Source organism: Nonomuraea sp. H19 (assembly GCF_052068215.1).
In the GTDB taxonomy this organism is placed as follows: Bacteria; Actinomycetota; Actinomycetes; order Streptosporangiales; family Streptosporangiaceae; genus Nonomuraea.
This window is the reverse complement of record NZ_JBQHCV010000011.1, coordinates 284,257-296,559: the sequence shown is the minus strand read 5'-3', so window position 1 is coordinate 296,559 and position 12,303 is coordinate 284,257. Positions and strand designations below refer to the sequence as shown.

The 12,303-nt window shown below is 70.3% G+C and carries 11 protein-coding genes; 3 read left to right on the top strand and 8 right to left on the bottom strand.

Annotated elements, in window-relative coordinates:
• Positions 1-48 precede the first annotated feature (48 nt).
• The 3 genes from ACTMTI_RS25925 to ACTMTI_RS25915 all read right to left on the bottom strand — a co-directional run bounded on the left by ACTMTI_RS25925 (position 49) and on the right by ACTMTI_RS25915 (position 1,605).
• Positions 49-462: a Fur family transcriptional regulator gene (locus ACTMTI_RS25925; RefSeq protein ID WP_441123102.1), complete on the bottom strand. Its 414-nt coding sequence runs from the start codon at positions 460-462 to the stop codon at positions 49-51.
• A gap of 351 nt (positions 463-813) precedes the next feature.
• Complete coding sequence (locus tag ACTMTI_RS25920) at positions 814-1,110, bottom strand: DUF2470 domain-containing protein (protein ID WP_441123101.1); 297 nt, start codon at positions 1,108-1,110, stop codon at positions 814-816.
• A 6-nt stretch (positions 1,111-1,116) separates the two neighbouring features.
• Positions 1,117-1,605, bottom strand: coding sequence for an FABP family protein (locus tag ACTMTI_RS25915; protein ID WP_441123100.1), 489 nt, complete (start codon positions 1,603-1,605; stop codon positions 1,117-1,119).
• A gap of 77 nt (positions 1,606-1,682) precedes the next feature.
• Here ACTMTI_RS25915 and ACTMTI_RS25910 point away from each other — a divergent pair, with 77 nt between their 5' ends.
• Positions 1,683-2,045, top strand: a complete 363-nt coding sequence (locus ACTMTI_RS25910) for a DsrE family protein (RefSeq protein ID WP_441123099.1) — start codon at positions 1,683-1,685, stop codon at positions 2,043-2,045.
• Between the two features lie 45 nt (positions 2,046-2,090).
• On the opposite strand, the gene ACTMTI_RS25905 is transcribed toward ACTMTI_RS25910, so the two are convergent.
• The 5 genes from ACTMTI_RS25905 to ACTMTI_RS25885 form a co-directional block, all read right to left on the bottom strand.
• A complete protein-coding gene (locus ACTMTI_RS25905) occupies positions 2,091-2,882 on the bottom strand; it encodes an ArsR/SmtB family transcription factor (protein WP_441123098.1) in 792 nt (263 codons plus the stop codon).
• Between the two features lie 147 nt (positions 2,883-3,029).
• Positions 3,030-3,743: a type 1 glutamine amidotransferase gene (locus ACTMTI_RS25900; protein ID WP_441123097.1), complete on the bottom strand. Its 714-nt coding sequence runs from the start codon at positions 3,741-3,743 to the stop codon at positions 3,030-3,032.
• Positions 3,733-4,962, bottom strand: a complete 1,230-nt coding sequence (locus ACTMTI_RS25895) for a MurT ligase domain-containing protein (protein ID WP_441123096.1) — start codon at positions 4,960-4,962, stop codon at positions 3,733-3,735. Before ACTMTI_RS25895 ends, ACTMTI_RS25900 begins: the two co-directional genes overlap by 11 nt.
• 88 nt (positions 4,963-5,050) lie before the next feature.
• On the bottom strand, positions 5,051-7,924 hold the full coding sequence (locus ACTMTI_RS25890; RefSeq protein WP_441123095.1) for an ATP-binding protein: 2,874 nt from the start codon (positions 7,922-7,924) through the stop codon (positions 5,051-5,053).
• 156 nt (positions 7,925-8,080) lie between these two features.
• Positions 8,081-10,024, bottom strand: a complete 1,944-nt coding sequence (locus ACTMTI_RS25885; RefSeq protein ID WP_441123094.1) for a hypothetical protein — start codon at positions 10,022-10,024, stop codon at positions 8,081-8,083.
• Positions 10,025-10,193: 169 nt separating this feature from the next.
• Here ACTMTI_RS25885 and ACTMTI_RS25880 point away from each other — a divergent pair, with 169 nt between their 5' ends.
• Both ACTMTI_RS25880 and ACTMTI_RS25875 read left to right on the top strand, forming a co-directional pair.
• Positions 10,194-10,856, top strand: a complete 663-nt coding sequence (locus ACTMTI_RS25880; RefSeq protein ID WP_441123093.1) for a hypothetical protein — start codon at positions 10,194-10,196, stop codon at positions 10,854-10,856.
• Complete coding sequence (locus tag ACTMTI_RS25875) at positions 10,853-11,500, top strand: hypothetical protein (protein WP_441123092.1); 648 nt, start codon at positions 10,853-10,855, stop codon at positions 11,498-11,500. The genes ACTMTI_RS25880 and ACTMTI_RS25875 overlap by 4 nt, the downstream gene beginning before the upstream one ends.
• Positions 11,501-12,303 lie beyond the last annotated feature (803 nt).

Below are 12,303 nucleotides of genomic sequence, written 5' to 3'. Positions count from 1 at the left end.
GCTATCGGGGCCGCGCGGCTGCGCGGTCGGCGGTGGCGCCAGAAGGGGCTACCGGCAGTTGCTGCAGCGGCCGAAAACCGTCAGGTGATGGACGTCGGCGGCGAACCCCAGCTCCTCGTCCAGCCCCTTGACCAACCCTTCGGCGAGCTCGGGCCGCACCTCGAACACCTCGTCGCACCCCCGGCACACCAGATGCACATGGTCCGCCTCGGAGGCCAGGTGATAGGTCGGCGCACCGTGCCCGAGGTGGGTGTGGGTGACCATGCCGAGCTCTTCGAGGAGCTCCAGCGTGCGGTAGACGGTCGAGATGTTGACGCCGCGGGCCGTCTCGCGGACCTTGACGCAGATCTCTTCAGGCGTGGCATGCTCCAGCGCCTTGACCGCCTCCAGGACGAGCTGGCGCTGCGGAGTGACCCGGTAGCCCTTGGCGCGGAGTTCTTCGTGCCACTGCGTCTCCGTCATGCCCCGAGTCTAGGCGCACACTCCGCGGCCTGCGGTGGGCCGCTCAACGCGGCCCCCCGCATGGTGCGGCGATATTCACTTGCCCTGTCCGCGGACGACCGCATAGCTTCGTTGGTACGCGGAAAGGAGGTGGTCCAAACAATGGTGATTCATAGTTGGACTAGCGAGGTGGTTGTCCGCTAACGCCGCGGACTGTTGTCTCGTGCCGTTGAGCGAATACGAGGCAACCACCGGGGCCCCTGGCAGCCGGAGGGCGGGATCCCATCCCGACCATGGTCCATCCGGCCCGCCTGACAACAGGCGGAGTGACGCCCGGGGCCCTTTTTCATGTCCACCCGCCCCGGGCGGTGATCAGTGCTCGCCCCGGGCAGGGATGCCGAGCTTGCCGCACGCCTCGCGATAGAGCCGCACCACGGCCTTGCGCACCTGGGCCCGCTCGGTGAGCGTCTCGCCCCAGAGCACCCGCACCCGTTCCCCGCCGTCGACGACGAACTCGATCGCCTCGGCGTCGACGTCGCTCGTCACGGCCGAGGTCGCCGCGGGCCGGCCACCGAGCCCTCGTACGATGATGAGTGCGTCCTCGGCGTGGTCGTCGTTCATGTGGCGCTTGATCGCCTCGATGGCGTCAGCGGTGAAAGGCGTGCTCATATCTGATCAAGCTACCTTTTTCAGCTCGGCGGACATATGGTCCGTGAGCGGGTGACCGACGGCCGCCATCTCGTAGGCCCACATCAAGTTGCCGTTGACCAGCCCGTACAGCCGGTGTCCCGCGGTGTATTCCTTGGCCGAAGAGGTGCGCGCGACGACGTCCGTACGCAGCTCGATCTTGTGGAAGACGACCTCGCCGATGTAGATCTCGACGATCCCGGTCGGGTGCGCGAGCACCACCTCGATCTGCCGGTCCGGCCGCGGCCGCCAGTAGCCCGACTCCGTGGCCAGCGGCCTGACCCGGTTTCCGTCCTGGTCGAGCAGCCAGGTGCGGCTCACGTAGGTCAGGAACGGCTTCCCGTTGTGCCCGAACTCGATCTCTTGCCCGAAGTTGAAGCTCTCGATCGTCGGGTAGCCGCCCACGCCCGCGCCTTCCCAGCGCCCGAGCAGGAACGCGATCGGCTCCAGGTCAGGGTGCACCTCAGGTTCTTCCATGTGCCCCAAGCTTAGTGGCGGGGTGCCGGCCTCCAGCCAGATGCCTCGTTCTGGGGCGAGGGGCGTAGGGTGACGGCATGGCACGATCATTGGTGATCAAGGTGACCGCCGGGGCCGACGCCCCCGAGCGCTGCAACCAGGCGTTCACGGTCGCCGCCGCCGCCCTCGCGAGCGGCGTATCCGTTTCCCTGTGGCTGACCGGCGAATCGTCGTGGTTCGCGCTGCCGGGCCGGGCCAAGGAGTTCGGTCTGCCGCATGCCGCGCCGCTGACGGACCTGCTCGACGCCGTGCTGGCGGCCGGCAAGGTGACGCTGTGCACGCAGTGCGCGGCCCGCAGGAACATCACCGTGGACGATCTCATCGACGGAGTCCGCATCGCGGGCGCCCCGGCGTTCGTCGAGGAAGTCGTCGCCGAGGGCGCCCAGGCCCTGGTCTACTGACCGAGCCCGGCGGGATGCCGGTCGCGCGGGCCGCAGCCCTTCCTCCTAGTCCACGGTGGTCAGGGTTTCTCCGGTCTCCAGCAGGGTCTTGAGGTTGGACAGCAGCTCCGGCCAGCCCTGGCTGACGGACTCCCGGACGACGCTCCCGGGCTCGAAACCGCCGTGTATGACGGTGAGCTTCACCATCTGACCGCGCGGCTCGATGTCGAAGGTAACCCTGGAGCGGGACTCCGCGGCCATCCTGGCGAGAGTCTCGTCGTCGAAGCCGACGGACTTGGCGAACTCCGGCGTGAACGTGTGCCAGGCGTAGGCCAGGCGGCGGCCGGGCTCGGACTCCAGCACCACCTGCTCGGGATCCTCGATCGTGACGCCGTCCTGCTTCCAGGTGACCGTCGAGCCGACCTTCCAGTCGGACTCCAGGGCGACTCCCCAGTAACGCCGGGTGAAGGCAGGGTCCGTCAGCGCCTGCCAGAGGCGTTCTGGGGTGGTGTTGATGTACGTCGTGTAGACGAAATCGGTGTCGGCCACTTGGGGGTCCTCCAGTGCGGTCTTGAGATCGGCCAGTGCGGCGGCTCGGTGGCGGTCGTACTGGGTGATCCAGCGCTCGGCGATGGCGTTGATCGGCTCGGCGTTGAGGTAGTGCAGTTTTTCCCGGCCGCGCCACACGGTGGTCACCAGGTTGGCCGCCTCGAGCCCGGCCAGATGCTTGCTGACCGACTGCCTGGCCATGTCCAGACCCGAGCACAGCTCGCGCAGGGTCTGCCCGTTGCGGGCGTTCAGGCTGTCCAGCAACCGGCGGCGGCTGGGGTCTGCCAGCGCCTTGAAGACCTCGTCCATCTATCGCCATCCCTATATGCAGCCGTTTGGCTGCATGTTCAAATTAGGCAACCGAATGGCTGCATGTCAACTGTCAGGTACAACGCGAACGGCGCCCAGCCCGAAAGGGATGGACGCCGCGTAACGAGGAACGGAAGCCCGGAAGGGTCAGGGCTGGAGGACGGTCGTCAGGCGTTCCTGGCGGAGCGCCTCATAGCGGGAGTCGTCCAAGGGAGCCAGCTCCCCCACCCGCCAGGACAGCAGCAGGTCAGCCAGCGCCGGATTGCGGGCCAGGGCCGGACCATGGAGATAGGTCCCCACCACGTGGCCCGCGTAGCACCCCTCGAACCCGTCGCCGTTGCCCACGCCCTTGATGGTCTTGGACAGCGGCTTGACCCCGGGTCCCAGGTGGGTGACGCCCATGTGGTTCTCGAAGCCGGTCAGCGTGGGCAGGTTGAGCGCGGCGTCCACCTCCGCCACCAGCTCCCCGACCGCCCGGGCAGGGCCGCGCGAGCTGGCGATGTCGAGGAGACCGATCCCGTCCACCGGCTGGCCTTCCTCGCCGCCGAACGTACTGCCCATGATCTGGTATCCGGCGCACACCGCCAGCATGGCCGCGCCGCGGGCGATGGCGCGGTGGAGGCCGCCGTCCCTGCGCAGGCGCTCGGCGGCCAGGATCTGGGGGCGGTCCTCGCCGCCGCCGATGAGGTAGACGTCGCCGGTCTCCGGCACCGGGTCGGCAGAGCGTACGTAGATCGTCTCGGTGGCGATGCCCCTGCGCTGCGCCCGCTGCTCCAGGACGAGGACGTTGCCCTGGTCTCCGTACGTGCTCAGCAGGTCGGGGTAGATCCAGACGAGGCGAAGGGCGCTGTCAGACGGCACGGCCGAACTCCGATCGGATCTGCTGGAAGGCGGTGTAGTTGGCGATCACGTCCACCCGGCCGGGCGGCTGCATGGCCAGCGCCTCCGCGAATGTGTCGCACAGCGCGAACGGCACATCCGCCACGTCGAGCCGGAGCGCCAGGTCGAGGCGGCGTTCGCCGGTGACGAAGACGGGACGGCCACGCAGGATGCGGTAGTCGACGTCCCACAGCCACGAGGTGTCGCGGCCGTCGGGGCCCTGCGCGTTGACCGAGAGGATGATCGGGAACTGCGGATCGGCGACGTCGAACGCCTCCAGCCAGCCCGCCGGGTTCTTCGCCAGCAGCAGCCGGGCGAAGCGGCCGTCGCGCTCGACCGTCGTGTAGCGGCCCGCCACCGAGGTGACCTCGCGCAGCCGGGGCAGCGCCCGCTCCACCGGCACCCCGAACGCCTCCGCCACCGCCAGCGCCATCACCGCGTTGGAGCGGTTGGCCAGCCCCGGGAGCTGGATGTCGAGCAGCCACCGCTGCCCGCGCGGGTCGATCGCCACGTCGTCGTCGACCGCCCACTGCGGCTCAGGACGGTGGAACGTGCACTCGCGGCAGGCCCAGAAGGCGTCCTTGCGGTCGAGCGGGCCGCCGCACTCGGGGCAGCACCAGGAGTCCTCCTTCCACCGCTGCCCGCCGGAGACCCAGGTGACCTTGGCGGCCGTCGAGGCGCCCCAGGTGACGAGCGGGTCGTCGCAGTTGGCGATGACGTGGGTGGGCTTGCCGGACAGCGCCCTGCGCCACTTCTGCGCGAGCAGCCAGATCTCGGCGGCTCGGTCCATCTGGTCGCGGCTGAGGTTCATCAGGCAGACGACGCTGGCGCCGGTGGTGTCGAGCACCTCGGGCAGGTATTTCTCGTCCACCTCCAGCACGCCGTAGGGGGCGGCCTTGTGCTGGGCGAGCGCGGAGACGTGGCCGGCGGGCATGTTGGCGCCGTACGCGTTCGTGGCCACCTCGCCCAGCTCCAGCAGCGCCGACGTGATCAGCCGGGTCGTCGTGGTCTTGCCGTTGGTGGCGCTGACCAGGGCCAGCTTGCGATCGCGGGCCAGCTTGCGCAAGAGGTCGGGCTCGAGCATCAGGCCGACTCGCCCGCCGATCACCGAGCCGTCGCCGCGCCCGGTCATCCGGGACAGTGTGGCGGCACTGCGGCCCAGGGCGCTGGCGAGCTGGGCCCGCAGAGGAAGCTGGGTCATGCCCATGGATCCTAGTCGGCGTTGGCCCATACTCTGGTGACGCACACGGCTATTTGCCACCATACGAGGTCGCGCTCCTGGACCGGGATCACGGGGATGGGGCCGCGGGTTCGGTGAAGGAGATTTCCGGGGCGCCGCCGTGTTCGAACGGCAGGACGAAGCGGCGCGGCCAGGACAGCACCCCCTCCAGCCATCCGGCCCCCATCGTCTGCCCCACGTGCCGGAGCCGGGCCGACGACTCGATGCCGACCGCCACCGTCGTGATGTCCCGCTGCACCGCTTCGCTCTCGTCGTCCCCCAGGATCACCCGCCACGCCAGCGCCCGGTTGTGATCCACCTCCATCGACAGCGGATGGTGTCGCAGCGCCTTGGCCCGGTGGCCGAGCAGCTCCGTGTGCGCCCGATCAGCCGAGCCGTTGCCGTTCGGCGGCTGGCGGAAGAGGGCGTACTCCATGGGAGGGGCGGGGTTGCGCAGGTCCGGGGCGGGCCGGCCGTACGGGAAGAGCCTGTCGACCTCGTGCAGCCACCGCACCTGCGGGATGACCCAGGAGGCGCCCGGCCGCTCGCCGCCGCCGTCGAGCCCGGCGAGCAGGCGCGTGGCGGTCTCCGCGGCCTTCTCCGTGAGCAGTGACGGGTCGAACCAGCTCCGCAGGGACCAGGCGCGGCGCTGCACCGAGCGTTCGATCAGGGTGGCCAGGAGGCACTCCCGGCGTCGCGCGGGCAGTTCGGACCAGGCGGCCGACAGGGCGCGCGGCACCCCGGGCAGCGGCCGGTTGCTGACGAAGGCGAGGACGACCGTGTCGCACCAGATGCGCAGCCACGCCCAGTCGGGGGCGTCGGCGAGCACGTCGGCCTCGCGCAGCTCCACCAGCGTGCAGGCCTGCCCGGTACGGCACTGCGCCCCGCACGCCGCCGACCTGCGGCCGCGGATGGGCGGGGGCGGCCCGGGCAGGACCTTCTCCCTGGACTCGCCGAGCGGTACGCGTACCCGCAGCGGCCGGTCCATGCCGTCGGCGAACACCGCCGCCGAGCCCGGCTGGAGGGAGACGACGTGGCGGGACTGCTCGTCGCTCAGGTTCATGGCGGCGCCGACGAGCTTCCTGTCGTCCTCGGCGGGCAGCCGGTGCACGACCTTGAGCGCGGTGTTCTTGACGACGTCGGAGACGAGCTTGGTGGGGATCTGCTCGGCCACCACGATGCCCTCACCGTACGCCCTGATCTCCGCGAGCAGGCCGGCCAGCAGCTCCACGGCGTGCGTGGAGGCCCGTCCGTGACCGCGGTCGCGCAGCAGCCGGTGTGCCTCCTCGATCACGATGACGTGCCGCAGCTCGTGGGACTTCTCCTGGCGGGCCCGCATGCGCAGGTGCTCGACGATTCGGATGATCAGCGTGCCCATGAGGAACGCCTTGTCCTCGTCGTTGGCCACGTCCTCGATGGCCAGCACGACGTCGCGTTCCAGCAGGCCGCCGATGTCGGCGGGGTGGCCGCCCTCGAAGAAGCGCCCGGCCGAGCCGACGCGCAACGACCGCAGCCGGAGCGAGATGAAGCCCTCGACGTCGGCCTGGACCTCGCGGCCGTACCCGATCTCCTTGATGACGTCCATGGCGTGCTGCTGGAGCTGTTCCAGGGTGGGGATGCTGGGCGGGACGTTGGAGCCGGGGACCGCGCCGCCCGTGACGACGTCCCAGCCGGTGGCCTCGTAGACGCGCTGCAGGGCCAGCGACATGATCTGGGGGAACGGCTCCTCGGCGTCGAACGCCGCCATGAACAGGGCCCTGACCATGTCGATGTGGGCCTGCACCGGGTAGCCGGGCTCGGGTTCGAGCGGGTTGATGCTGAACGGCACGCCGTCGGGCGCGGACGGGTTGATCACGGTGACCGGCTCGTCGACGCGGCCGGCCATGGCGGCGTACTCGGATTTGGCCGGCTCGATGGCCAGCCACGGGATGCGGGCCCTGCTGAGCTGCTCCAGCAGGTGCCGGACCGTCTGCGACTTGCCGGATCCGGTCGCCCCCGTGACGAACGCGTGCCTGTTGAGCGTGGCCAGCGGCACCCGGAACGAGCCGACGCCCCTGTCCTGCCCGTCGAGGATCTCGCCCAGCTCCAGTTCGCCCTCGTCGGCCTCCGAGGTCACGTCGAAGAAGCCCGAGTCGAGCACGCGTACTCCGGGCACCTCGCGCCTGGGCAGCCCGGCCAGCGCGGCGAGCGCTCCGGCGGTGGCGGCGAACGGAGCCGCGGCGCCGTCGGCCGGATCCTGCATGGTGATGGCGAGCGCCTCGGACAGCGTGTGGACGGAGCCGTGGGAGCTGCGCAGCCGGTACGGGTGGTGGCTCATCTCGACGGACCCGACCAGCACGGGCGCGATCTGCCGCAGCTCCTCGGCGGTGGCGCCGCCGGCCAGCACGCGTACGTTCCAGAGCCCGGCCTCCCTGAACGCGTCGAGCTCCTGCATGCGCCGCTCGGCCCGCTCGGCGTCGAAGCGGGAGCGCTCGGAGGCGTCGCCGTACTGCCTGAGCACGTTGAGCTGGGTACGCAGGTGCGCCACCTCGGCGTCGAGCAGGTCCGTCGGCTCGGCCACCACCAGCCAGGCGAAGGGCCGCGACATCAGCGTCACCAGCGTCGCCTCGAACAGCGTCGGCCGCCTGAGCTCATCCGGGTCGAACTCCCTGCCCCGGCTGCCCAGCGGCGGCGCCTGCCGCCCCGGGCACGGCGCCCACACCAGGTCCGCCAGGTCGGCCAGGTACTCGTCCGACAGCTGGACCCCTCGTGCCCCGCCGGGGAACAGCAGCGGCTGCGGCCCGCTCGGGTGGCCGGGCACGTCGGTGGCCCGGCGCGGCTGGCGCGGCGGCGACAGCGGCCCCGCGTTGGTGATCAGTTCGAGCGGCGCGCCGGAACCCCGCGACAGCCACCCGATGACGAACGGCCGGTCGCGCTGCGCCGCCGACAGCACCGCAGGCAGCACGGTGACGAAATCCCACTCCGCCGACGAGCATCGCGAGGGTGCCGCAATCGATTGGATTCGATACCAGGGCCCGCTCAGCTGCATTTTCAATCCCCCACAGACGGTTATTCGCTAAATTCCGCCAACCGTCAGCTCGTCACCTTGACATTGACCATGTCATTGCCTGCCCTTGCGCCAGTCCAGGCGTGGCGGTGGTGGCCCGAGGTTCGGCGGCGGCTCCTCGTCGCCGTCCTGCGCCGCGGGGTCGAGCGCCAATACAGCCTCGCGCACCTCTTCCAGCTCGCCGAGAGTGGTCTTGGGAAAGGTCAGAATGGCCGGGTTCGCGTCGGCCAGGCGTACCCGTCTGCCCTGGGCCGTGGCGTCGGTGACGATCACGGACGTCGTGGGCAGCTGCTGGAGCTGGTGCGGCTCGACGAGGAACTCGCGCGAGCGCTGCAGCACCCGCTCCTTCTCCGAGATCTTGTCGGCGGTCCTGCCCCATTCGGTGGACTCCGTGATGCCCTCGGCGAGATCGGTACTGCCCTCGCCGCTGATCTCCCTGACGTCGTCCACCTGCGAGATCGTGGAGGTGTAGCCGCCGTCGAGGCCCGGCAGCGAGTCGCTGATCGTCTCGGTGAGCTGGGCCAGCTCCAGCCGGTGCTCGGTCCCGACGTGCTCGCTGGCGACCCTGGCGTCCTCGGCGTTGCCCAGCCGCATGAACGCCACCGCCGCGTGCCCCCTGCCGAGACGTTCCCGCACGGTTGGCGTCAAGGACCGATAAGTCAGCACAAGTCCGGTACGCGAGGTCTCGCAGGCGTCCATCAGCCGGTCCAGCACGTCGCCCCTGAGCTTGTCCGCGCCCGCCACGATGATCGTGTGATACCAGGGCCGGTCGGAGGCGGGCGACTGGCGCAGGATGTGGGTCAGCGCGGTGGCCACGTACGTGCCGAGCACCCGGTTGCCGAACACGCCCGCCTGCCGGTCCATGCTCACCACGCGGAGCCTCGCGGGCGGCAGCCGTACGGCCTCGGTGCCGAGCGTCTCCAGCTTGCGTAACTGGGACTCCAGCGCCCAGGCCCGCTCGATCACCACCCGGTCACTCACCCCGCGGCCGAACAGCGTGCCGATGCGCTCCAACTGGGTCGCTGTGATCAGCCCGAACTTGAGGTCGTCGCGCGGGTCCCCCACCTGCGCCAGCGCCCGCAGCGCGGCTGTGACCTGGCTGATCGTGGCGTTCTCGCCGAGTACTTCGAGCACCCGCTCCAGGATCGCGTTGTCGAAGCTGAGGTCGCGCGTCGTGCGATGCTCCTCGCTCACGCTCACCACGTGCGCCAGCACGTCCGCGAACGCCTCCGGCTTCAGCGTGGCCCCCAGGTCGAGCCGGGGCAGATCCACCGGCAGCACCCAGACCAGCGGGTCGTCGCCGCCCTTGCGGGCCAGCTCGATCAGGTCCTTGGCGATCGCGCCCTCGGACAGGTCCAGCACGGTCAGGTGCCCGCCGCTGTAGAGGCGCGTGGCCCCGAGCAGCGTGATCAGCGCCGACCACCCCGGTAAGGTGCCGCCCGCCACGTCGATGCGGTCGATCTCGTGCGGTACGGCGACCGCGTACCACGTGAGCTGCCTGTCGTAGCGTTCCTTGGAGTCCTGCCACTCGCGGTAGCGCCTCGCGTGCTCCTCCTGCGCGCGGAACAGCTCCCTGTCACGTTCCTGGCGCTGGCGCTCGTCCTTGGCCTGCTGCTCCATCACCCGGTATTTGACCGCCCGATCGCCCTGCAGGAGCGCGTAACTGCAGATCACGGCCACGCCCCCGGCGGCGGCGAGCCCGACGAGCGCGAAGGACCAGGCGAGGTAGCCGGCGACGGCCGCGGCGAGGATCAGCACGCTCAGTACCAGCATGAACAGGCGGAAGGTCCGGACCGGCCGGTTGAGCATGTCCTCCTGGAGCCGCTCCCGGCGCAGCAGCTCCATCTCGGCGGGGTCGGGGGCGGTGGCGGCCTGCTCATCGACGGGAGAGGGGCGTTTGGGCGGCGGGCCCGGGTCGGGATGCAGCAGGATGTACTGCCAGCCCAGGTAGATGCGGTCCGCCTGGAGCTGGGCATGCTCGGGATGCACGTCCGTCACGTGACCCTCCGGCCGCGATATGTCATTAGGAGCAGGGGGCAGCCCTTTCCGCTTCGTGACAGCGTATGAGCTTCAAGCCCCATAGCGGCAGGGTTCTTGGCAATTCACCCTGTCCGATTGGGAGCATTGCGGCAGATGGGACGGAGGATTCCTACTACCATCCATACCCATGACGGAACCCTCCGGCGGCAGCAGCGACAAGCCCCGACGCCCGGTAGTGGTGCCCGCAGTCGCTTTGGTGGCGTTCACCGCCATCGGCATCACCGCCCTCCTGGGCGGTCTCAGCGAGGCCCCTGAAGAGCCGGAGGCGCTGGGCCAGGGTGCGGTGTTCGATCAAGGCAGATTCTCCACCAAGTTCGTCGAGTCGCGGGTGAAGGTGCAGAAGGCCGAGTTCGACTTCGAAGAGGACAAGCGGTTCGTGGAGCTGGTCTTCGACGTCACCAACAAGGGCGAGGAGACCGCCGCGGTAGGTCTGCCGCCCCAGAAGCTCGAGCAGGCCTTCACAGGAGACTCCTTCGCCGGCTCTCTGGTCAAGATCGCCCCTGCCTTCCCTGAGGGCACGGGCCCGTTCGTCTTCGCCCAGGCCAAGGGGGGCGAGACCAAGCAGCTCCACCCTGGAGTGACGAGTCAGGTCATCGTCCGTTACCAGCTGAAGGGGAACGCGCAGCCGCCCGAGAAGATCACTCTCGACGTGGCCTCGTTCGAATTCGAGCCCGACTTCAACAGCAACACCCCGCGCTGGCAGCTGATCGCCAAAGAGGCCGGCGAGAACATTCTCCCCGAGATCAAGGCACGGGTGACGTTGCCGGTCAAGAAGGGGGACGCGGCGTGACCGCCACACAGGAGCAATCCGCGGTGGCCCCGCCTCGCCGCGGCAGGCGGGCGGAGCGCCGGCGCGGCGGCGGAGCGGCCAAGGCGCTCGGCGTCGTCGCCGGGCTACTGCTGGTCAGCGCTGCCATGGGCGTGCAGACCCTGCACCTGGCGGAGGGGGAGCTCAGCGATCCGCTCGCCTATGCCGGGGACAAGGGCGAGGCCGTGGACGCGCGACGGTTCACCGTGCGGGTCGACTCCTTCACCGCCGCGAAGTCGATCCAGAGCAGCACCAAGACCATCGGGACCGACAACCTCTTCCTCATCGTCAACGCCTCGGCCAAGTCCAGCCTCGAGCCGTACCACCTGGGTGATCCGGTGCTGGTGACCGCCGACGGGAAGAAGTTCGACGCCACGGACAGGGTGGACAACAGCGTGACGCTGTCGAGCAAGTGGATGCAGCCGGACATCTGGGTTCGCGGCCAGTTCTTCTTCGAGGTGCCGCCGTCGGCGCTGGCCGGTGCGCACATCCTGTTCGGGCTGCCCAACTCGATGATCGTGGAGTCGTACCAGCCGGAGGTCGAGATCGATCTCGGCCTGGACGAGGAGGGCGCGCGCAAGCTGGCCGCCTCGCCGCAGGACGTCTACTCGACCGTTAAGAAGTGATCGCAGCATGAGCACGAACGACGAGCGCGACTGGTTCGCACCTCGGAAGGACCAGCGCCGCGAGGACGACCCACCCCCACCGCCGCCCAGCCAGGACCCGCCGGCGGGCCTCGGACCGCACGGCGGCTTCGGCACGCCATCCGGCCCGGGACCCCATTCCGGCCCCGGACCCCATTCCGGCACTGGCCCGCAACCGGGCACCGGTCCGCAACCCGGCACCGGGGCGCCATCCGGTTGGGGAACTCCTCCCGCGCACGCCACGCCGCCGCCCGTCGGCCAGGGCATGCCGCCGCACAGGGCTGGGCGCCACAGCCCCGGGGCGCCGCCGCCCGGGTATGACACGCCACCCGGGCAAGGCGCACCGCAGGGACCCGCGGCACCGTACGGGGAAGGGCCGCCGCAAGGGCATGGCGCACCTCCCAGGCACGGCATCAGGCAAGAGGCACCGCCCAGGCAGGGCACCCTACCCGGGCAAGAGGCACCGCCCCGGCAGAGCACACCGCCCGGGGACGCGCCGCAGGCGGCGGGCATGCCGCGGGGATATGGCACGCCTCCCGGCCAGGACATGCGGCACGGACAGGGCGCGCCCCCCAGACATGGGCCGCCGCAGGGGCAGGGGGGACCACAAGGGCACGGAGCACCGCAAGGGCACGGGGCACCACAGAGCCACGGCGCACCACAGAGCCACGGCGCACCACAGGGCCACGGCGCACCGCACGCGCACGGGGCACCGCCCAGGCACGGGGCACCGCCCAGGCACGGGGCGCCGCAGGGGCAGGGCATGCCCTCTGGCCGTGGCATGC